This is a genomic window from Methylotenera sp. N17 (genome assembly GCF_000799155.1).
Lineage (GTDB): Bacteria > Pseudomonadota > Gammaproteobacteria > Burkholderiales > Methylophilaceae > Methylophilus.
This window is the reverse complement of the sequence record NZ_JUGE01000001.1, coordinates 1755525-1778005: the sequence shown is the minus strand read 5'-3', so window position 1 is coordinate 1778005 and position 22481 is coordinate 1755525. Positions and strand designations below refer to the sequence as shown.

The 22481-nt window shown below is 42.5% G+C and carries 18 protein-coding genes and 2 tRNA genes; 4 read left to right on the top strand and 16 right to left on the bottom strand.

The genetic code is table 11. From position 1 onward, the window contains the following. Nucleotides 1–99: 99 nt before the first annotated feature. The 6 genes from FG11_RS08445 to FG11_RS08420 all read right to left on the bottom strand — a co-directional run bounded on the left by FG11_RS08445 (nucleotide 100) and on the right by FG11_RS08420 (nucleotide 7104). On the bottom strand, nucleotides 100–966 hold the full coding sequence (locus FG11_RS08445; RefSeq protein ID WP_047534289.1) for a DUF3883 domain-containing protein: 867 nt from the start codon (nucleotides 964–966) through the stop codon (nucleotides 100–102). Further along, nucleotides 967–2790, bottom strand: coding sequence for an SNF2-related protein (locus FG11_RS08440; protein ID WP_047534286.1), 1824 nt, complete (start codon nucleotides 2788–2790; stop codon nucleotides 967–969). It abuts the gene before it with no gap. After that, entirely contained in the window at nucleotides 2777–4078 is a 1302-nt protein-coding gene (locus FG11_RS08435) for a hypothetical protein (RefSeq protein WP_047534283.1), read from the bottom strand. The genes FG11_RS08440 and FG11_RS08435 overlap by 14 nt, the downstream gene beginning before the upstream one ends. Before the next feature lie 2 nt (nucleotides 4079–4080). Continuing rightward, nucleotides 4081–4536 carry a BglII/BstYI family type II restriction endonuclease gene (locus FG11_RS13295; protein WP_052184991.1) on the bottom strand — a complete coding sequence of 152 codons (456 nt, stop codon included), beginning with the start codon at nucleotides 4534–4536 and terminating at the stop codon, nucleotides 4081–4083. Continuing rightward, a complete protein-coding gene (locus tag FG11_RS08425) occupies nucleotides 4533–5582 on the bottom strand; it encodes a DNA-methyltransferase (RefSeq protein WP_200884570.1) in 1050 nt (349 codons plus the stop codon). The genes FG11_RS13295 and FG11_RS08425 overlap by 4 nt, the downstream gene beginning before the upstream one ends. 428 nt (nucleotides 5583–6010) lie before the next feature. Further along, a protein-coding gene (locus FG11_RS08420; RefSeq protein ID WP_088177900.1) for an IS3 family transposase occupies nucleotides 6011–7104 on the bottom strand; the annotation gives its coding sequence in 2 pieces (ribosomal slippage) (nucleotides 6011–6843 and nucleotides 6843–7104; 1095 coding nt in all). Nucleotides 7105–7498: 394 nt separating this feature from the next. Here FG11_RS08420 and FG11_RS08410 point away from each other — a divergent pair. The 3 genes from FG11_RS08410 (at nucleotide 7499) to FG11_RS08395 (ending at nucleotide 11141) form a co-directional block, all read left to right on the top strand. Then, nucleotides 7499–9220, top strand: a complete 1722-nt coding sequence (locus FG11_RS08410) for a hypothetical protein (RefSeq protein WP_047534280.1) — start codon at nucleotides 7499–7501, stop codon at nucleotides 9218–9220. Between the two features lie 51 nt (nucleotides 9221–9271). Beyond that, nucleotides 9272–9661: a tlde1 domain-containing protein gene (locus FG11_RS08405; protein ID WP_047534277.1), complete on the top strand. Its 390-nt coding sequence runs from the start codon at nucleotides 9272–9274 to the stop codon at nucleotides 9659–9661. A 329-nt stretch (nucleotides 9662–9990) separates the two neighbouring features. Further along, nucleotides 9991–11141 (top strand): IS3 family transposase gene (locus FG11_RS08395; RefSeq protein WP_369751682.1). Its coding sequence is split into 2 segments (ribosomal slippage): nucleotides 9991–10228 and nucleotides 10228–11141, totalling 1152 coding nucleotides; the frame shifts between segments, so codons are not numbered across the junction. A gap of 13 nt (nucleotides 11142–11154) precedes the next feature. Here FG11_RS08395 and FG11_RS08390 read toward each other — a convergent pair. The 3 genes from FG11_RS08390 to ychF all read right to left on the bottom strand — a co-directional run bounded on the left by FG11_RS08390 (nucleotide 11155) and on the right by ychF (nucleotide 13792). Further along, nucleotides 11155–12225, bottom strand: a complete 1071-nt coding sequence (locus FG11_RS08390) for a tyrosine-type recombinase/integrase (protein ID WP_081978202.1) — start codon at nucleotides 12223–12225, stop codon at nucleotides 11155–11157. Between the two features lie 284 nt (nucleotides 12226–12509). Continuing rightward, a tRNA-Met gene (locus tag FG11_RS08380) sits at nucleotides 12510–12586 on the bottom strand. A gap of 120 nt (nucleotides 12587–12706) precedes the next feature. Continuing rightward, complete coding sequence (gene ychF, locus FG11_RS08375; protein WP_020182633.1) at nucleotides 12707–13792, bottom strand: redox-regulated ATPase YchF; 1086 nt, start codon at nucleotides 13790–13792, stop codon at nucleotides 12707–12709. A gap of 235 nt (nucleotides 13793–14027) precedes the next feature. On the opposite strand from ychF, the gene FG11_RS08370 reads away from it, so the two are divergent. Beyond that, nucleotides 14028–16808, top strand: a complete 2781-nt coding sequence (locus tag FG11_RS08370; RefSeq protein WP_160277150.1) for a bifunctional diguanylate cyclase/phosphodiesterase — start codon at nucleotides 14028–14030, stop codon at nucleotides 16806–16808. A gap of 53 nt (nucleotides 16809–16861) precedes the next feature. Here FG11_RS08370 and pth read toward each other — a convergent pair whose 3' ends face one another. The 7 genes from pth to lolB all read right to left on the bottom strand — a co-directional run bounded on the left by pth (nucleotide 16862) and on the right by lolB (nucleotide 22435). Beyond that, nucleotides 16862–17437 (bottom strand): aminoacyl-tRNA hydrolase, encoded by a 576-nt coding sequence (gene pth / locus FG11_RS08365; protein WP_025224730.1) that lies wholly within the window; start codon nucleotides 17435–17437, stop codon nucleotides 16862–16864. Nucleotides 17438–17545: 108 nt separating this feature from the next. Beyond that, nucleotides 17546–18163, bottom strand: coding sequence for a 50S ribosomal protein L25/general stress protein Ctc (locus FG11_RS08360; protein WP_020182630.1), 618 nt, complete (start codon nucleotides 18161–18163; stop codon nucleotides 17546–17548). Nucleotides 18164–18359: 196 nt separating this feature from the next. Continuing rightward, entirely contained in the window at nucleotides 18360–19295 is a 936-nt protein-coding gene (locus FG11_RS08355) for a ribose-phosphate pyrophosphokinase (RefSeq protein ID WP_020182629.1), read from the bottom strand. 104 nt (nucleotides 19296–19399) lie between these two features. After that, nucleotides 19400–19476: transfer RNA gene (locus FG11_RS08350), tRNA-Gln, on the bottom strand. Between the two features lie 8 nt (nucleotides 19477–19484). Then, nucleotides 19485–20348: a 4-(cytidine 5'-diphospho)-2-C-methyl-D-erythritol kinase gene (gene ispE, locus FG11_RS08345; protein ID WP_047534272.1), complete on the bottom strand. Its 864-nt coding sequence runs from the start codon at nucleotides 20346–20348 to the stop codon at nucleotides 19485–19487. Between the two features lie 87 nt (nucleotides 20349–20435). Then, nucleotides 20436–21752, bottom strand: a complete 1317-nt coding sequence (locus FG11_RS08340) for a carbonic anhydrase (protein ID WP_020182627.1) — start codon at nucleotides 21750–21752, stop codon at nucleotides 20436–20438. Nucleotides 21753–21844: 92 nt separating this feature from the next. Beyond that, nucleotides 21845–22435 (bottom strand): lipoprotein insertase outer membrane protein LolB, encoded by a 591-nt coding sequence (gene lolB, locus FG11_RS08335; protein ID WP_047534271.1) that lies wholly within the window; start codon nucleotides 22433–22435, stop codon nucleotides 21845–21847. Nucleotides 22436–22481: the final 46 nt, after the last annotated feature.

The window sequence follows — 22481 nt, the reverse complement described above, 5'->3', positions numbered from 1 at the left end:
CGTACAGTTATTGGCAGTACTCCAAGAAAGCCTAATGCTGTATTTCAGGTGAGTAACATATGTTGAATCAACATAAATTTATATTTAGTAACACCTCTATCAAACAAGAGATGAATCAGACTCTATAAAAAATTTTATGAAGCTACTGAATGGAATCTCAACAGATTGCCATTCGCCAGTTCCCTGATTAATTGGCACTTGGCCTAAGACCTCATCTTTGGAAATTATTGCTAAACGAGGCTTTTTTCCGCTAATGTCCCATAAGTGAAATAAGTGAAAATCATTCGACAGGGCGCATTCCCATTCGTTAGAACTTAAATGAAAAGAGCCAGTAAGACCAATTGAAGATGTTTTAACTTCAATAGGCAGGCGGCTAATGTCTGATTGGTTAGCTATAGATAAAATGTCATAGCCGTCCGCGTTACTATCTATTGATATCCATTTAGGCTCACGTTTAGTCCTAGCTCGTTCATATTCAAGCGTCAAGCGTTCACCTATGCGTCCTATGTTGTTGAGTCGCATATTTTTTTGACCACGCGCCTTTAATGCGAGTTCATCCCAAAACTCCACTACTTTTGGATCGGTGCCGTATGCTAGTCCAGCTTCAATAAAAATTTGTGATATTCCACTATTGGCAAATGCAATTACTCTAGCTCTTCCATATGTTGCATTTTGAATCCAGGGTGGGCGCACGATATCTATGTAATCAAGTAGAGCTCGTCTAACTTTATTTTCATACCCTTCAAGTTCATTAATTCGTGCACCTTCGACTGTTATTACAGCCTCACCATTCTCGCCAGCCTGAACCCAATTTAAAGATTGGGATAGCTCTAAAACGCTTTTTGCTGACATAACTCCAATTTTAGAGAATTCAACAGAGATATGTGAGAATGACATTTCACTTCGTGATATTAAATCTAATAACTCAAAGCTACTTTGTGCCAAACCAGGTGAAAATTGGATCAACTACTCCTCCTTGGAAAAATCACGAAGTAATAGTTCAATATCTCCTGAAGCAAGTCCAGTGCTATATTCATCGAAGTCTTCAATATCATTTGGATCTATTGGTATAGGGTCTGGCTTGAGTGAGGAGTCTTCTAATGCTGCAGCCATCTGGCCGATTTTATAGCTAAGTCTTTCACGGACAGTCTCATCTACTGTGCCAATGCACTCAACTATTTCTATTGTTGTTGATTGATCTGGCGGTAGTCCAAACCTATGAATTCTGTCTTCAGATTGAAGGTAGTGTGCAGCATTGAAGGTTCGATCCAAATAAAGCGCATGATGACAAACTCTATGTAAGCTCACCCCTTCGCTAGCGGCTGCTGGATTTGCCACCAATACTCGCACATTAGGGTCATCATGGAATAACTTAATTTTTCCTTCGCGAGATTCATCATCATCTTCGTCACCAGCATCAACTCCACCGTGTATGTATACAGCACCAAGGTCTGAAAGCCTTTCTGCAATGTATTCAACATTTCGGACAAACGAAGACCAAATCAGAACTTTGCTTCCTGACCTAGCTAATGATCTCGCACGTTTAAGAACGTACTTCATTTTTGGGCCGTCACCTTCTGCTAAAACACCTGCTAACATATCCGGATGCGCAAAGTTGAGCTCCGCCGAAAGAAGCGATGGATTTGAAACAAATTGAAGTAACCGAGCAACAGATCTGCCAAGCATTCTAAATGCTTGTTTGCTTGGAATGCTCAAAGCACTTGCGGCTTCTCTTGCAACTTCAAACTTCATCAACTTATATAGCTCTGCCTGCATGGGGGCCATCGGGAGTTGAGCCAACACCCTATCAACATCAGGCAAACCAAGTTCTTTTTTATTGGTTCTTACATATACAGGTTTTATAAGATCGACTACTTCGGTTGTCGAAGATGGAATTTCTGGATACAAAAAGGCAAACTGGGGTATTAGATCGTCAACAGATTGTGGCATCGGCGTGCCAGACATAATCAACTTACCTACCGGCAAGTGTGATAGATTCAAAACCGATCTGGCAGTTTTCTTAGAATAGCCGCTTTTAATTCGGTGGCTTTCGTCTAAATAGACGTGTACTTTCACATAGGCACAATGGCCCGCAACAATGTCTGATACTACTGCCATTTGTTGATAGGTTATCAACATGAAGCGAGGTTTGGCATCGAGCGCTCTGCTGATTTTATCTCTGCCGCCTCTCAAGCGGACAAAGTGGTTTGCAATACTGGGCATACAATCTGCCAACTGTTCATCCCAGGCAGCAAAAGCATTTTTTGGAGCTATGACTAATAAATTTTCATCATTGTTAGCCTTGAAAAAGAAATTAGCTAGGGCTTCGGTCGTTTTCCCTGCACCCGGGACAGAAAATGTTGCGGCAGATGTTAAAGCAGCAATTTTACCTACGTTTCTTACTTGCTCCTTCGACAGGTTTCTGGTGAAGCCTATATCTTTCAACTTAGCTCGTAGAGTCTGTTCAGGAATAGAGACAGAATGTTTAGCACTCTCATGAGAGTCTACTGCTCGTTTGGACTGCTCCAGTAACTTAACAGCCTCAAGTGAAACACTAAAATGTTTATTAAGGACAAGCGCATAACCAGTAAATAGCTGCAGAAGTTTGGGTCGAGCAGAAGCAAATGTCCACCAAGGAAGTGAAATTGTCCAAGAGTCTTCTTGGCTCGCTTCCTCAGAACAGTCGAAAGTTAGCCTTTTTAAAGCATCTATCCAAAGATAGTTTTCTTCCTCTTTGGTCCATGACAGAACCGCTCTTCGGTCCCTAGCTCTATAATCAATCTTTAACATGTTCTGTTAAATATCTGCGGATAGTGTCAATGCTAGACTCTATTATTTCTAGCTGTTTGGAAACACCTTTAAGATTTGATTCAGGTCTTAAACCGTCTTGAACAGCTGCTGATAGCTGAGCATTTGCTTTTTTGCAGCATTCTAATAAATATTCCGCTGCTTTAGAGTTTTTCTTTAGCTCTTTGGCGCTGGTTATTACCTCAACAATTATATCCCTTGCCTTGCCAATATTCTCAGGTTTTCTTATCTCTAAGGATAGTGGTAGAAAGTTACTGGCACTGTTATTACCACCACCTCCAAACAAATCTTGAATTTGAGCTGAGCTTTGAGAGTCTGCTACTGGAAACTCTTCAACTAGTTTTTCTTTTACCTGATCTAGGCAATCTAAGATTGCAGGGATTTGTTCATATAGTCGCCCCCCAGCCTTTGCAGGGTTGTCAATTAGAACAAATGAAGCTTCCATAAATATTGCTTGACTACCTAAGTCCTGGATTTTAGGTCTTGAAAAAACAATTTTGCGAAAAGCCTCTTCGTGATCAGATACTAAGGACCACATATCTGTTTTACCTCTGGAGCGAAGATATGTATCACCGTAGTCACGCATATCAATCAGCTCGGTTATTTCATTCTCTTTAAGGCCGTAAAGATCTGATAGTTCTTTATTAGAAAAGTCCTCGCGTTTTTGTTTATCAAGCAACATGTTAGCGCGTGCGTCCCAACTATAATCGGCTTTGATATCCTTTTGGATTTGAAGCCATGCTTCTAACCTATCAATATCTTTTTCATCGCTATGCGGTAAAACTGCGACATCAATATATCCAAAATGCCCATATTTAGAGACGTCTGAATTATAAAGGTCACGCCAACAAGATAGCCTTCTATTACCGTTTACTACAAATCCTCTCTCATCCAGCAAGATTGGCTCCACTTGTTTGTTGGAAGGATCATCGAATTTTTTTCTTAAGCCTTGTTCCATCATTACCATTAGTAATAACTCATGTTGAGCTAGTTGAGCATCCAAGAGCTCGGGGTCACCAGTAAATAGATCTCTGGTTTGAGTTGAATTTTTAGCTAGGTATTCGGCTTGTAAGGAGGAGGTTCGTCCATTTGCTAAACGGTATTTTGGCAAACTTATAGGGACGCGTATTATTGGTAGGTCAAGATTTTGCCCTTTAAAAAATACTCGAAAATGTGCTCTGGGGGTATCAACATTAAGCTTTGTTAGTTCTTCAACTCTTTTATGTTGAGGCCAGCCAAGGTTATTGCTAATTGCTGAGATGGATGACATGCTTACTCCAGTGAATAAACTATAGTGGGAACCGAATATGCCAGTCGAAAAATCTCAATTTCACGTTCAAGTCGTTTAGCGTTAGCTATATTGCTACCCATTTTTTTTGCTATCGGACTCGAAGGCAGAACCACAATGGCCGATTTGATTGCAGAGTTAAGATACATAGTTTGTAACTTTAAAAGGTCTGCATAAATACGAGATACGTTGCCAGTTTGCAGACATAAACCAACTTGTTTTTTAGTTGATGTTACTGTTATCTTCGAGCCTTTAGATACAGCAGCTTCTCCTGACCATCCACTAGTTCCTAGACTTCTAATAAAAGCCTGCCTAATCTTTGACGCCACACCCTTTACTGGAATGACATTAACGCTAGTAATCGCTTCTTCAATTTCAAGTTGCAAGTCAGTAGGAACAGCTTGCAGACCACCTAAATGGCTATATTTTGCAAAATTCATTCAACTTCTTTCTCGGACCATTCTTCGGGGGACCTAGAAAGGGCACTTGAAGTGTGATCGTATATTGGTTTGTCGTGGGGCCGATATCTTGCAACGCCATCCAATGCTTCTTGCAGGCGTTTAATACCTGTCTTTACATATGATTTATTAAGTTCACATCCTATAAATTTTCGATCGTGTATTGCAGCCGCTACGCCTGTAGATGCGACACCCGCATAAGGGTCGAATATCAAGCCCCCTGGTTTAGACATTGAAAGGACTAACCTTTCAATTAGCCCTACAGGAAACTGACAGGGATGATCAGTTTTTTCTACGTGGTTGCTTTTAACATTTGGAATACTCCAAACATCCTCGGGATTTTTACCTAGTGGATTACCTGAGAGTTTGCCTGCATTTGGTCCCTTAAAATGCTTTTTGCCTGGGTATTTTGAAGGAACTCTAATAGGATCAACATCGAAAAGATAGTTATCTGTTTTGGTATACCACATTACGGTTTCGTAACGGCCTGAGAAACGGTGCTTAGTATGAAGGCCATGCCCAAAATGCCATATGATACGATTACGAAGCTGTAGCGCATGCTTCTTGAATATTGGAGCGAATTCGATATCTAAAGGGATAATTTGGCCATTATCTACATAGTTGCCTACTTGCCAGCAAAGACTTCCAGTATCTTTAAGGAGCGGAATCATGAGGTCGATAATCCGCTCTTGCCAATTTAAGTAGTGTTCAAGTGAGGCTTTACTTTCGTATGCTTTACCTATGTTATAAGGAGGTGAAGATACGATCATATCAAATATGGGCTCTTCAGGAAGGCATTTCAAAAATGCTTCTACATCACCATTCCATAAACTAAAATCTGGGAGTGTTGCTGGTAGTGGTTTTTTAGGAGAAAGAATAATAGGGCTTTGGCGGCCTGTTAAATTTTCTTTTGAGGTAGCAATTTTCACCTTGTCTAGGTTTCCTGATTTCATGTTCTGAACGGTGATAGCGGAGTTATTATTAGAGTTTATAAGGTCCCCGCTAATGCTAGTAGTTTGCTCAAGCATTTTGCTTCCCTAGTTTGTTTCAACAAACAATTTTTATTTATTGTAATAACAGTTTAGGTTAAGTATAACTTGAAATAATATGCAAGAGATTATTTGATGGCGGTATATATTTCGAAGTCTTTATTATAATTTGATTGTCTAGTAATAGATGTTGCTCATGCAGCATCTACGAATGAAAGAGAGGCAATAAATAAAAAAGCTACGTTTATTCGTATCCATTTATTGTTCTAGTAGCCTTATAGTAGTCAACAAAAAATAGTTTTTTGATGGAATCAAAAGAGTCTATCCAAGTGAAAACTTCACAAACTTTTATTGTAAGCATCTGTTTTTAAAGTATTTATTATCATTTTGTTGTGCTAAAATGTCATTAGTGTGACCTGCCCCCTGTAACACTACCAACCGATTCTGAAAAAAAGTCCGTTTAAAAATCATGTTGCTTGTCTAAGTTTTTGTGCATAAATAGCTGGTGGAATGCGCCCACAGCTACTATGCGGTCTTACTTCGTTATAATCTCTGCGCCAGGCTGATATTACCTTCCTAGCTTGCGCCAATGTTTCAAACCATTGTTCATTTAAGCATTCATCTCTAAATTTACCATTGAATGACTCAATATACGCATTCTGGGTTGGCTTACCAGGTTGAATCAGTAAATGCTCTATACCGTTGGTGTGCATCCAGCCCATAAATACACGACTGGTAAACTCGGGACCACCGTCGGTTCTAATCGCCTGTGGAAAGCCTCTAAATATTGCCGCTTGCTCTAAGACTCTGGTGACATACAAACCACTGATGCCATGATCCACTGCAATATCGATACATTCATGGGTCTTGTCATCTGCGATTGTTAAACACTTGAGCTTGCGTCCATTAGCTAAGCTGTCCATCACAAAGTCGATACTCCACACTTGATTAGGCTCATCAGGTATTAGCAACTCTGCACGTTCTGTGATGGGTCGCTTGGCTTTCTTACGTCGCTTTACCGTGAGCTTTTGCTCAGTGTAAAGACGATAAACGCGTTTGTGATTCACCGCGTATCCTTCAAACTTGAGCATATCGTGGATACGTCGATAGCCAAATCGCTTACGTTCATGAGCGAGTTGCTTAATACGCTGCCGAAGTAATACTGTTGCTTCTTCATCCTGCGGCGGGTTGCGCCATGATGATCTAGATAACCCCACCAAGCTACAAGCTCTACGCTCTGACAACATGCCAGCATCAAGGATACGTTGTATGCCTACTCGTTTTGCTTGTGGGGTTAGCGCTTTACCCCAAAAGCCACTTTAAGTGCGGAGATATCCAAATGCGCTTCTGCCAGCAGTTTCTTAAGATCCGCGTTCTCGCGTTCTAATGCACGAAGACGTTGTGCTTCGGTGCTGTCCATACCACCAAATTTGGCGCGCCAACTATAAAAAGTACCAACACTGATGCCTTCTCGCCGACATAAGTCGGCAATTGGAAATCCTGCTTCTGCTTCCTTCAAAAAACCAATGATTTGTTCTTCTTTATATCTGCTCTTCTTCATTACGCCACTCCTGAAAGTGGACTTTATTTCAATTTAGATTGGTATGGCAAGCGGGGAGCAGGTCAGCTGAGCCTAACCTCTGCGTCCATACAGCACCTTTATTATTGTTGTACTGCGTTTTTTTTTAATTTGTATGCTAAATATTACTCCACACGCTAAGTAAGCGACACCCCCCCCAACTGTGGGGTATTTTTATTTATAAATATCAATAGAATAGCTTTACATACATTAAATGCAAAACGTAAACATATGATTGTTTAATTGTTCGCAAAGCTTTCATTTTGACACCAATAATATAATAAAAAAAAGAGTAAAAAATGAATACCCAATTTTTTTAGGATCGTAAAATTTTACGATTTATTTATGGCTCTTAACTATAACCCTAAGGATTGAGATGTTTGAATTTAATCAAAATGAATACTTAAATAAAATTTTAAGTGGATTAGTAAAATTCAAATCAAAGATTTGTTGGTGCGTTTTGGTTATTTTTGTTGTGCCAGTTTCATCCTTTGCATTTGGCATAAAGCTTCCTAGCATCAAAGTTCCAAGTTTAAGCGACGTTGCTAATATCATTACTAACCCTGACCCATGCAAACTAGTAGGTGCTAGGTGCTTACCCCAAGAAATTACAGATCCAGTTAGAGATATTACGGAGGGAGTTACTGCCCCTGCAATTAAGTTAGCAGATGATATTGTCAAATCAGGCACTCGTGATGTTAAAAATTTAGGAACTGCAAAATTAATAACGATTGTTAATAATGAGTTAGGCAAGGTTTCCATTTTGGAGACTATAGAAAAAAATATTTACACTACAGTCGAACATATTGGTAAAGATATTGTAATGAATGTTTCTAAAACTGGAAAAGATATTGAGGCCAACTATTCGAAGGGTTGGAGGGATACTTTAAAACAATCTAGCGAAAGCTTCAATGATGCAGTTGATGTTGTAAAAGCTGCTGGACGATATCAGGAACGTACTTTAAATGCTCAGTCAGATGCTATCAAAGCAGCCGAAAGAAGGCTTAGAGAAGGTAAGGTTGTAGATGCCGCATGGGGAATTGCAACAGAGCCCTTACAATCTAATGAAGAAAATTTCTTTAAAGCTACTCAAGAAAGTTCAGTAATAAATCAAGCAGCAGCCAGTGCTGCCGCAGTATATGGCGGACCAGGCGGGGCTGCTGCATATTCAGCTTGGCACACTTATCGAGTTACAGGTGATGCGAACTTAGCTTTTAAGGCAGGCGTACTATCAGGAATTACTAGTCAATTAAATGCTGGACAGGAAACACTCACAGCAAACTCCACCCTTGAGGATGCCATAAGAAAGGCATCTCTTGCAGGTGCTGCAGGCGGGGTTGCAGTGGCTGCTCAAGGTGGAGACGAGGCTGCAATCACAAATGGCTTCCTTAAATCTTCTGGATCAGTACTGATTCAATACGGTAAATCTAGCGCTGCAGCTTACTCACCTCCATTGGCAGATGGACTTAATCTAGCAGAATGTATTTCTGCAAAAGATATAGATTGTGTTAACAAGAATCAGTATGTGAAAGATGCGAAAGGTCGCTTTTTGAAGGACGGAAGAGGCAACCCAATAGAAAGTCCAAAAAATAATCTAGATCCAGCTAGTGGAATTTGGACTAGTATCGAGCAAAATTCTGCGGCCCGTGAGGTCCAACAAATTGTTACAGATATTTCCACTCTTGAAAATAATAGTAACCCAAAGTTGAAATTAATAATCCTAGATAAAAAATGGGTGTTAACCACAACTATTGGAAAAACAACTGAAATAGAATATGGGAAACCAACTGTTGTACTTACCGCAGTTGGGGAAGATCCAGAATTTAACTTCACTCGTAAATTTAATAAATTAATTCCGATCAATACGAACAAAAATCTTAACCAAAAAGGTAATTATCTTTGTTATATTGGTAAAGAAGTTAGACCTATTACCACAACTGTAAATGGTAAGAAATGTAAAGCAATCTATCTCAATTCAAAACAAAAAGCTCAAATCTTACATGAATCAGACTACAACCCAGAATCCTGTATAGAAAGAGCATCTTATTACGCAAATATAGATTTTAAAAGTAAAGGGTTGCGCTGTATTCCAAATTAGAAAATTCAAAATAAATTTCGCAACTATCTAAAACTATTTAGGAGATAACTTATGCCAGATTGGTTGTATCATCAAAGTACTGGAGATTTATTTTACTTAAATGGTATTAGTGTTAACCCGATCGAAAAATGTTATTCTGGGTATGGAGATTGTAAGAACAAACCTGAGTTTCAAGGGGTTAAAAATTTAGGTCCAATACCACGAGGGACGTATACATTAGGAAGTTTTACTGAAATAGCTGGTGGAAGAATCAAAAAAGCTGTCCCTTTAACACCTCATGTAAGCAACAATATGCTTGGGCGAGATGGCTTCTATATTCATGGCGAAAATCAATTGAAACCCGGTGAGGCATCTGAGGGATGTATTATTTGTTCTGTAAATACACGGGATTTAATGGTTGCATCCCTTCCATCAATACTACATGTTGAAAAGGGTCCTTAAATCTGGACTTTATGAATTCCTGCAAGTTTTACATACTCAAATCACTAATTGTAATTAATGTTTTGAACGTCCGCTTTGTCCCCAAAGCAGTCCTAGCAGGTGATAATGTTGGTATCAGATATTTCATCCGTTAAAAGCGTGGGTAATTTTAAGTTCATCAAGATAATCTGCCCAAGTCTGCATCATTGTTGTACGCTGATCTATAAATTTAGTACGGTTGTAAGCAGCTCCAAGTGCATCTGGTACTTTATGCGCTAGTTGGTGTGAATCGCCACTAGTTTACTAGACGCCTTTGAGCCGTAATAATGGCGACCAAAGAAAGGCGACAAATGAGCGGTAAACGATATCCAGAAGAATTCAAATTAGCAGCAGTCCGTCAAATCACTGAAGGGGGGTATACAGTCTCCGATGTGGCAAAGCGACTTGATGTGACTGTTGACAGCCTCTATGCGTGGGTGAAGAAGTTCGGACCCGACGCAGCAACCCACCAAACCAAACATGCGGAACAAGCTGAACTCAACCGGCTACGTAAAGAGCTGAAACGTGTCACAGAAGAGCGTGATCTATTAAAAAAAGCCGCGGCATACTTCGCAAAGCAGTCCGAGTAAGGTATGCCTTTATCAAAGATCATCAGGACTGTTGGCCGACAAGATGGCTGTGTAGGATGCTAGAGGTGCATCCCAGCGGCTTCTATACCTGGTTAAAACATCCGCACTCAATTCGCCATAAGAACGATCAACGCCAAACAGGCTTGATTAAGCAATGTTGGCTAGAGTCCGGTGGCGTATATGGCTATCGTAAAGTACATAGTGATATGCGTGCACTGGGTGAGCGTATTGGGGTTAACCGCGTCTATCGCTTGATGCATGCACACGGCTTAAAAGCGCAGGTGGGCTACCGTAAGCCTAGGCATTATGGTGGCAAGCCTTATATAACCAGTCCCAACACGTTAAATAGGCAATTCAATCCCACATTGCCAGACCAATCATGGGTAACAGATATTACTTATATCCGTACCCATGAGGGCTGGCTCTATCTTGCTGTGGTCATGGATTTGTTCTCACGACGCATTGTGGGTTGGTCCATGCAATCGCGCATTACTAAAGAGCTGGTGTTGGATGCATTGCTGATGGCGGTATGGCGCAGGAAACCTAAACATAAAGTGCTGATACATTCTGACCAAGGTAGCCAATACACCAGCGAGGATTGGGATATATTCTTGAAGGCACATAACCTTGAGTCCAGCATGAGTAGACGCGGAAATTGCCACGATAATGCTGTGGCTGAAAGCTTCTTTCAATTATTAAAACGGGAAAGGATCAAACGCAAAATATACAATCATCGCGATGATGCAAGGCAGGATATTTTTGATTACATCGAGTTGTTCTACAACTCAAAACGACGTCATAATTCCAATAACTTGCTATCTCCGATAGACTACGAAAACCAATTCAAGAAAACGGCTGAAGAGTGTCTATAAAATTAGTGGCGATTCAGTGTTCAATAATATGAGGGTCTATATTTAGGCGTTCATGCAAAATGGTACGTGCCATTGCTCTAAATCCATGCCCTGTAATTTCATTCTGCGTGTCATATCCCATCCTTTTTAAAGCTGCATTCACTGCAGCTTCGCTCATAGGTCTCAATGGAGAGTGCCCACCTTGAAATACGAACTCACCACGTCCTGATAATGGATGTATCGATTTAAGTATAGCTACTGCTTGTCTGGATAAAGGTACTAAATGATCAGTTTTCGTTTTACTAACTAAAAATCGCCACTCTGCAGCATCTAAATTAATATCTTTCCATCTGGCTTGTCTCAATTCACTTGGGCGAACAAAAACTAATGGAGATAACTTCAATGCACACTGAACAGTGAGTGTGCCTTTAAAACCATCTATTGCATTTAATAGCTCGGCTATTTGTTTTGGATCTGTGAATGCGGCCATGTGTTTGACGCTAGTAGTTGATAGCGCCCCTTTAAGGTCTGCAGTAACGTCTCTAATAGCTCTTCCAGTTTGCACTGCATATCTAAATACTTGGCCAGAAGTTTGTAATGCACGGTGTGCAGTTTCAGTTTTATTTAGTTTCTCAATACGTTTAACCACCTCAAGCATCTGTGGTGCCGTAATATCGGAGATAGGTTTGTCTCCAATCCAAGGAAATAAATATAATTCGAATCGCCTTATTACTTTGTCCTTGTGAGAGGGCGCTTTGTTTTTCATATAACTTTGCCACCACTCCCGAGCTATCACTTCAAAGCTATTTTCACTGCTTAATTTTGTAGATGCTTTTGAAGCTTTTCGATTATCACTGGGGTCAACAGGTGGTTCATTTGCTAATAGTCTTCTAGCATCATCTCTTTTTTCTCTTGCCTTTGCGAGTGATACTTCCGGGTAAGATCCCATCGAAATTGTTTTACGATTGCCCAAGTAACGGTAGTCGAATCTCCATAACTTCCCACCAGTATTTTGAATCAATAAGTACAACCCTTTTTCATCTGATAGTCTATAAGGCTTATCTTTTGGTTTTGAGTTGCTAATTGCTGTATTAGTAAGGGGCATTTGTAACCTCACTCAGTTAATTTATTCACTTATAAATATGATATTTAATACTAATGTCAGTATTAATAGCGTCAGCTGATACGCTTAAAACCCTTGATAAATAACGCTGTCATGAAGTTTTGACAGTAGGGTGAATGCAAGCTTTCATGCTTACTGCCAATTCTACTGTCAAAAATGTTGGAATGTAAAGACGCAATATGCAACTCTTTGAAACATAAAAAAGCCCCGAAGCTATTAACTACGGGGCTTTTAGAAGGTTTACGATACTTTGTGAAACCTTGTGTTGGTGGTGAAAGAGGGACTTGAACCCTCGACCCCAGGATTATGAATCCTGTGCTCTAACCAGCTGAGCTACATCACCGGTAAACTGGTTGCTTTGATTTAAGCAAGCCCGCAATTTTAGTGTTTTATGGGGTGGTTGTCAAAGCAAAAACACTTAAAATCCGCTTATATGCTTTCTAAAGTGTTCAATTGCCTGCCACTAAACATTAAAGCGGAAATGCATCACATCGCCATCTTGCACAATATACTCTTTGCCTTCCAAACGCATTTTGCCAGCTTCTTTTGAGCCTTGCTCGCCTTTGTTTTTCACGTATTCATCGTAAGCAATGACTTCTGCACGAATAAAGCCACGTTCAAAGTCGGTATGAATCACGCCTGCAGCTTGCGGTGCGGTGGCGCCTTTTTTGACTGTCCATGCGCGTACTTCTTGTACGCCTGCAGTAAAGTAAGTTTGCAGGCCGAGCAAATCATAAGCGGCGCGAATCACGCGGTTCAAACCAGGTTCATCTTGGCCGAGCTCTTGTAAAAACAGCAGCTTGTCTTCATCATCCAGCTCAGAAATCTCGCCTTCAATTTTCGCGCAAATGGTGACCACTGGTGCACCTTCGGCTTTGCCTAGTGCAACCACTTTGTCCAAATGTGGGTTGTTTTGAAATCCGCCTTCGTCCACATTGGCAAGGTACATCACAGGTTTAACCGTAATGAGGCACAGCGGCTTTAATAGCTGCAGTTCATCAGCGTCTAACCCTAGCGTACGCACGGCTTTTGCTTCGTTTAAGGTTGGCAGTACTTTATCTAATACTTTCATTAATGCGATGGCGTCTTTGTCGCCGCTTTTGGCTTTTTTGCCTTCGCGTTGCATGGTTTTTTCTACGGTTTCCATGTCGGCGAGTGCGAGTTCGGTATTAATCACTTCAATGTCAGACAGTGGATCCACTTTATTGGCGACATGGATGACGTTGGCATCTTCAAAGCAGCGTACTACATGTGCAATGGCATCGGTCTCGCGAATGTTGGCCAAAAACTTATTGCCTAAACCTTCACCTTTAGATGCGCCTGCCACTAGCCCGGCAATATCTACAAACTCCACAATCGCGGGCTGTACTTTTTGCGGTTTCACAATATCAATCAGTGGTTGGATGCGTGTATCCGGCACTTCTACAATGCCTACATTGGGCTCAATCGTACAGAATGGGTAGTTTTCTGCTGCAATACCTGCTTTGGTGATGGCGTTAAAAAGGGTGGATTTTCCAACGTTGGGGAGTCCAACAATGCCGCATTTCATATGAATAACCTTAATTGTGTTGTTTGAGACTTATGCTTGAATAGCAATGCGCAAAAGCCTATTGACGTAAAGTGCGTTATTTTAACCTTTTCGTTAGTTTGTCGCCAAAATAATTATTTGCATAAATAAGTCGCTAAGATGCGCTAACTTGGGGCGAAAATACTTTTAACCTGTTAAAAATTTGCGCATAATGCAATTCTAGAGTGCACAACAATATCGGATAATGTTAGGGCATATGCTCAATCACAAATGGATTATGCAACGCCATGCTGATGCATGGTTGCCTTGGGTTTTTCTATTGGCGGCATTGCCCATTACTTATTTGATTTGGCAGAACGAAAAACATAACGCCTATGTTGAGCAAGAAATCCGTTTTGAATATCACGCAAAAGAGGCCACTGGCTTAATCAAACGCCAATTGCTAGAGTTTGAGCATACGCTGATCGGCATTCAAAGTTTCTTTCGCGCTTCTAATTTTGTCAGCGAGACAGAGTTTAATGATTATGTAAGCGTGCTATTACAGCCCAATCATTTGCCCGGTTTGCGCAGTATCGCGTTTGCACGCTATGTTGATTCTACTCGCCCCGAAACGTATGAAACCTTGAGCACTGAATGGCAATCGCTAGCGGAGCGAATGCAGCCAAAGGAAGTACGCACATTCTATGCACCTATTGTGTATGCGGCGCCTAATTCATCATTGCTGATTGCTTCACGACAAACCAAAACATTGCTAGATGCGTTGGGTGAGTTGTCCATCCGTGAAGTGTTTCAAAAGTCGGCAGATTTGAATACCGTCATTGTGTCCCCCGTGATGCAATCGATTCAAGGCACCCAAGTCAATGATTGCTTTTTAATGCAATTGCCCATTTATCAAAATAACACCACTAATAATAACGTGACGTTACGCCGTGAGCATATCTATGGCTGGGTATTGGCCACCATCAATAGTGAATTGTTTTTTACAGAAGCGATTGCCCCAGCGGAAAATGGATTGCTGGGATATGCCGTGTTAGATGGCGCCGAGAATAAGCAACATGGGGCTATTTATAAAACGCACGAGTCACAGTTCCAAAACAAGTCAGTCAGTGCCATGTTTTCTAAACAGTACACTATCAAGGCCATGGGTTACGAGTGGGAGTTACAGGCAAAATCATTACCAAAATTTGAACAAAATTTAGACTACAAACGGGCTAACCAGATAGGGTTGCTAGGTATTTTTATCTCTTTTTCGTTAACCGGGATTTTATTTTTGTTGGCAGCCAGAATCCGCGCTGCTGAGGCCATGAATAAAGTGAATAACCAGTTAAATGCGAGTGAGCAGCGCTGGCAGTTTGCGTTAGAAGGTGCTGGTGATGGTGTGTGGGATTGGGATATCAAAAGCAATCAAGTGGTGTTTTCTAAACGCTGGAAAGCAATGCTTGGCTTTGAAGAGTCCGAGATTAAAGATGATATTGAAGAGTGGAAAAAGCGTGTACATCCCGAAGACTACGTAAGCGTGATGCAGGCGCTTGATGCAACATTAACGGGTGCCAATGATGTGTACTCAAATGAGCACCGTGAGCAATGTAAAGATGGCAGCTGGAAATGGATTTTAGACCGTGGCATGGTGGTCAGCCGTGATGCCAATGGTTTTCCGGAACGTATGGTCGGCACGCATGCCGATATCTCTAGCTTAAAGAAATCAGAAGAGGCGATTTGGCAACATGCCAACTTTGATTCGCTCACCGGCTTGCCTAATCGTCGTATGTTTTATGCGCACTTGGATCAGGAAATCCAAAAGGCCAAGCGCTCCGGTCTAAAAGTAGCACTTATTTTTCTAGATTTAGATGGCTTTAAAGAGGTCAACGATACCTTAGGTCACGATCAAGGCGACGTGTTGCTTAAACTCACAGCGGATCGTTTAGTTGAGTGTATGCGTGGATCCGATGCTGTCGCCCGGCTGGGTGGCGATGAGTTTGTGCTGATTATTGAAGATATCGGTCATGAGGATCTTAATCATGTGGAAATAGTGGCGCAAAAAGTACTGCAAACCTTGTCGCAGCCTTTCCAGCTATCGTTTGAAACCGCCTATATTTCTGCCAGTATTGGCATCGCTATTTTTCCGGATGATGCACTCTTGATTGACGACTTGATGAAAAGCGTCGATCAGGCGATGTATGCCTCCAAGCAAAAGGGCGGGCGTTGTTTTAGCTACTTTACTGCGCGAATGCAACAAGTGGCGCAACATCGCATGCAACTGTCGAATGATCTAAGACAGGCGATATTGCATGATCAACTCTATTTGGAATACCAGCCGATTATTGATTTGCATACTGGGCGTGTACACAAGGCGGAGGCTTTGTGCCGCTGGCGTCATCCCACACGCGGCGATATTAGTCCGGCAGAGTTTATTCCGATTGCAGAAGATACACGCTTGATCTACGAAATTGGTGACTGGGTGTTTAGAGAGGCGCTTAAGCAAGCCGTGCATTGGAGAGAGCATCTCTCTCCCAATTTTCAGGTGACGGTGAATAAATCGCCTATACAGTTCAATAGTGAAGATGATAAGGCACATGGCTGGATTGATATTGCCAAGGCAGAGCATTCGCCAGGTAAGGCTATTGTGGTGGAAATTACCGAGCGCTTATTGCTCGATCCTTCTAGCGAGGTAAAACAGCGCTTAAAAGCATTTCAAGAGATAGGCATGCAAGTAGCGCTAGATGATTTTGGTACCGGCTACTCTTCATTGTCATATCTTAAAAAGTATAAGATCGACTATTTGAAGATAGATAAATCGTTTGTCGCTAATTTGTCAGAAGGCTCAGATGACTTGATTTTGTGCGAAGCCATCATCATGATGGCGCACCGTTTAGGCATGAAAGTGATTGCGGAAGGTATTGAGACGCCACAACAAAGAGCGCTGCTGATTAGAGCCGGTTGCGATTATGCGCAAGGGTTTCTGTTTGCTAAATCGCTGTCGGCGAAGGATTTGGAAGCCTACACACTGCAGCAGAACCAAGCCGCACTAGTACAATAAACGGCGTAATATTTGCATGCGTAAACCGCATGTGGCTTAACCTGAACTCTACTCTAGGCCTTGGTATGCAATGTCAGCATGGCCTGCTCAAACTGACCTGCAAGCAACAATGTAAGCAACTTACTGCTTTGGTACAAACTTTCATCAATGGCCGTCTGCTCTGCTTTAAGTGGCGGTTTCAGCACAAAATTCACTACTTCATTGCGGTCACCCGGGTGGCCAATGCCAACCCGTAGCCGCCAGTAATCGGGTGTGCCCAGCGCTGCGTGAATATCTCGCAGGCCGTTATGCCCGCCATGGCCGCCCCCTAATTTAAGCTTGCTTGTACCTACAGGCAAATCTAGCTCATCATGAATGACTAATATTTCTGCAGGTTTGATTTTGTAATAGTTGGCGATGGCCGCTACCGCTTTTCCACTTGCGTTCATAAAGGTATTTGGCTTTAGTAACCATGTGTCAGCTTGACCACTCATCTTGCTGGTTTCACCAAACATCTTTGCGTCTAGCTTAAGCGGACTATTGGTTTGTTGGCTGATTAAGTCAACCCACCAAAACCCTGCATTATGGCGGGTGGCCACATACTTTTCACCGGGGTTACCTAGACCTACAAATAATCGAATTCCATGCATCTGCAAACATACTTTCATGTATGAGTAAAATGGGGCAAAACAGCGCGAATACACAATAAAAAACGCGCACTTAGTACTAAGTGCGCGTTCATTTTACAGCGGTTTAGCTTAAGCTGCTGGTGTTTCAGTCGCTTCTGCTGCGTCGTCAGATACGCCGCCACGTGTCTTAGCAATTGCTGCAACAGCGGCATCATTACCGTGTGCTAATTGCACAAACTCAACACCTTTTGCCAATTTGATTTGTGACAAGTGCACTGAGTGACCCATCTCCAAGTTGGCTAAATCTACTTCGATAAACTCAGGCAAGTCTTTTGCCAAGCAGCTTACGTCAGCTTCGGTCAAGATATGTGCAACAATGCCGCCACCTAATTTCACGCCAGGTGCTACGTCTGCGTTAATAAAGTGGAAAGGCACTTTCACGTGGATTTTCTCTGTGGTTGAAACACGTTGAAAATCGATATGTTGAATCGTGTTACGTACTGGGTGCATTTGGTAGTCACGTAATAGAACGCTTTCTTTTTTGCCATCTAAATTCAAATCTAGAATAGAGGCGTGGAAAGCTTCATGACGGAATTGTAAAAACAATTCTTTATGATTTAATTCAATAGTAATCGCGTCTTTACCACCGCCATATACTACACCTGGCACACTGCCAGCACGACGTAGACGGCGGCTCGCACCCGTACCTTTAACGTCACGTTTGACTGCATTAATTTCGATACTCATTTGAAACTCCTAAATTTACTGCTAAGCCTTTGGGGCCTTACTGCGTTAAAAACTGTTCTCCGCGACCAGAAAACAGGGTGAAAAAATTAACGCATCCAAACTGACTGTGTCGATTGCGCCTAGCCGTACTAGTTGTACTTTCTGCGGCTTATCTTCTTGTCATTTTTGATGCGTTAACTTTTTAATTCGTTACAACTTAATCCATAAACAAAGAGGAAACAGATTCCTCTTGGCTAATGCGTTTGATTGTTTCTGCCAATAACGGCGCTACGCTCAATTGGCGGATTTTTTTACAGTTCATCGATGCCAAGTTAAGTGGAATGGTATTGGTCACGACCAATTCGTCTAACTCTGAATTGGTAATGCGTTCCGCAGCGCTACCAGAAAGAATCGGATGTGTAGCATAGGCCAATACTTTTTTAGCGCCTTGTTTTTTAAGGGCCGCTGCTGCTTCACATAGGGTGTTCGCGGTGTCGACCATGTCATCCATAATCACACAGGTGCGGTCGGCTACTTCACCAATAATGTTCATTACTTTGGCTACGTTTGGTTTTGGACGGCGCTTATCAATAATCGCCAAATCAGAACCCAGTTGTTTAGCACATGCGCGGGCGCGCACCACACCGCCCACATCTGGAGAGACAACCACTAGGTCTTTATGCTTTTGCATCAGCAGGTCGTCAATCAAAATCGGTGTCGCGTAGATGTTGTCTACCGGAATATCAAAGAAACCCTGAATTTGATCAGAGTGCAAATCCATCGTCAGTAAACGATTAATGCCCACACTGGTGAGCATATTGGCTACTACTTTTGCGGTAATCGCTACACGTGCAGAACGCGGACGTCTGTCTTGGCGTGAATACCCAAAATAAGGAATCGCAGCAGTGATACGACCCGCTGAAGAGCGGCGTAACGCATCCACCATGACCATGACTTCCATCAGGCTGTCATTGGTAGGGTGGCTGGTGGATTGCAGTACAAACACATCGCGCCCACGCACATTTTCCAGTAGCTCGAGCATGATTTCTCCATCGGAGAATCTGCCTACATCCGCGCGACCTAAGTCAATGCCCAAATGTTTAGCTACTTCTTGCGCTAAAACAGGATTGGCATTGCCAGTAAACACCATCATGCTGCCGTTGCTCAATGTGATAACCTTTATAAAAGAAGTTAGCTATATTGTACAAAAAATTTAAGCGTGTAAATTGATTAAATCTACACGCTTAAACATTTATTTGGCTGGGGAAGAAGGATTCGAACCTTCGCATGCCGGAATCAAAATCCGGTGCCTTAACCAGCTTGGCGATTCCCCAAAAAACTTTTAATCGGCTAATTTGAAGTGCGGGTGATAATTTAAGCCTTTAGCAATAAAACCATTGGTATTAGTAGGTTTATTTGCTAAAAGTTCAGCCGCTACTTGCGTTGAATTAACCTTCACAAACACAGATGCCCCTGAGCCACTCATTCTTGCCTCACCAAACTGGTTTAGCCATTGTAGGGTAGTTGCAACTGATGGAAATTCTTCACACACTACGTTTTCAAGGTCATTTCTAAATAACTTAGAATTTGCTTGGCTTGAAAAGTCCGCTATTTTCAATGGTTTCGTGTCTCTTGTCAATCTAGAATTGGCAAAAATTTGTGCGGTCACGACATTCACTTGTGGCGTAAGCACCAAGTATGTCTCTTCGTCTGTCGTATTGGGTACGCTTACTGGGGTTAACTCTTCACCGATGCCTTCTGCCCAAGCGGTTTGCCCGAATAAAAAGAAAGGCACATCCGCACCTAAGCGTACGCCAATCTGCATCAGGGTTTGGCGATTTAAATGCAATGACCATAACTGGTTGAGTGCAAGTAACGTGGTAGCTGCATCCGAGCTACCCCCGCCTAAACCACCCCCCATTGGGATATGCTTTTCCACGGAAATATCAACCCCTAGTTTGCAGTGCGTGGCGTCTTGCAACGCGCGTGCAGCACGCACGCACAAGTCTTGCTCGGCCGGTACGTTGGCTAATTCGGATTGGCGCATGATTTGACCATCTTGGCGTACCGATAGGTGCAGAGTATCGTAAAAATCTAACAGCTGGAATACGCTTTGTAGTGTATGGTAGCCATCAGCGCGTCGCCCTGTAATATGTAAAAACAGGTTGATTTTTGCGGGCGCCAAAAATGTGTGGTGACTGTGCATAGGCGCTTATTTTAGCGCATCTGCAATCTATGCAGGCTTAACGGTGAGTAATTTTTAGCGGATGATGCAGATAAAGGCTGGAGTCGCTTATTCCAGCACGGTACGGCCATTCAATGCTTGCGTTGGGCGGTGGTTGGGTTTGCCAATCGCATCCGCGAATGCTTTGAGTTGTTCGCTAGAGGCTTGTCTTGGTGATTTCATGATAATCCAGCGTACGCCTTCCGTGCAGGGGGGCGTGGTAAGCGAGCCGCTGTATCGATAATATTGAGGATTCGTAGGCATCCAATCGCTTGGGGTCAGACGTGCTTTGAGTAGCGCGATTTCTCCAGCAGTTTTAGGCAGTTGTACCAATAGTTTTTCCATCGCCTCACTGGGGTCACCCGCTTTAAATAATACGCTCATCATGGCAACATTTTTTTTGTTGTCTACATGAAGGAATTGCAATTCTAAAGGATAAGACTGGCCGTTGATTTGGTGCTCACTAGGCGTGTGCACATCCATATATTTCAATTGGAAAGCAGATTTGTCCAACACCATCATATTGCCTTCTTTAAAATTTACGCGCATGCCATGTGGCAAGCGTTGAATATCTTTGGCAGTAAACTTCTGAATGGATCGAATCGGTTTGAGCGCTGCATGAATCGTGCTATCAAGCGGAGCTGGTGATTGGTTGAGGCCAGTGCTACAAGTGTTAAATTGAGCGTCGAGCTTACCCCATTGGTCTGGACCAGTTTTGCCTTCGTATGACCATTCTGCGGTTGCTTTGGCTGGTGCGGTCTTGCTGACATCAGCCTTTTCAGCCGCCACTGGTTTTTCTGCTTTTTTAGGTGAATCATTCTTAGGCGGCTCATTGTCGGCTTTTGGTGCTGTCTTCATGGGCGTTGCGGCAGCATTGCCAGCTGCGGGAGGCGCTAGATTGGTCATGGTTTCTTTTTTTGGATCTAGCCCCAGCGTTGACACAGGAGGTTGCGGTGCTACATTGGCAGCTGCATGACTGCTGGCCGATTTGCACACATAACGCATGGCAATTTCCACATCGGAATCTGGCTGTGGTTCAGTAAATTCAGCATTTTTGAGATCGACAGCGGCCGAGTACACTAACTCTTGATGTAAATATTGAAATACTTGAGTAGTCGCGGTTTTCTGCACTGCGCAGTCAAAATACCACAATGCTTTTGATAGGGTGTATTCCTTGTCTACGGAATCCGGATTTTTTTGTGGCGTTTTATACTCAATCTTCACCCAAGCTTTTGTATAAGATTCATGTGTCAGGACAGATTGTCTGTCCAGCATCAATCTTGAGTAAGTATTGTCTTTCAGTTTGACCCAAGTGGCGGCCTCGCTGTGTAGCGCATACACCAGCAGTAGTACACTGCATAATATTTTATAAATAGGCGACATCATCAATATACGGAATGATTGGATAGTCTATTATGCCAAGCTCCAGCAAATCTGAAGGAGAAAACAGGGTGGTGTTTTGCGCTTAGATTATCTAATTAGGGTAGTGCCGACCACTGTTCGATGACCAACCTGAGCTGCAGACTTTGGTTTTTAAGCGTAATTTTCTGCGGCAATACGGTGTTTAAGTAGGCGGTGTACTGCGTATATTCGATTTGCCAGCCTTGCTGCTCTAATTGCGTCAGCCTGCCCAATTCATCCCAGGCTTGATGCGTAATCGGCGCAGCCGTGGGCCTGCCGACAGCCCAATCGCTCAGGCCGCTTAATGGTAAACGCCAGCCCAATGTTTTCTCGGTGAGCGCTTCTACGCTTTGGGCTGAAACGGTTTCGCCTTTTGTGTTGGTCAGGCTGACCTCTGATGCGCTTTTGACAATATGTGCAGCTTTTCCACCCAGAGGGGTAAATACATCCATGGTGTCTTTGTCTTGTTGGTGTGCCCAAGTCACACTGCCGGAATAGCCTTTACCGTTGGCATTGACGGCAATTCTACCTTTAAGGTTAAAGGCTTGAATTCGCCCTAGGCTATTCAGGTGTTGCTTGTGTATTGTGCTGTCGGCAGCTGGTTTGATGGCAGGCTGTGTCACACAACCTGCCAAGCTCAACAACAGTAAGGCGAGAAAAAAGCGCACGATAACTAGCAAATAGAGAATGATTGAACGGTACGAATTAACGAAT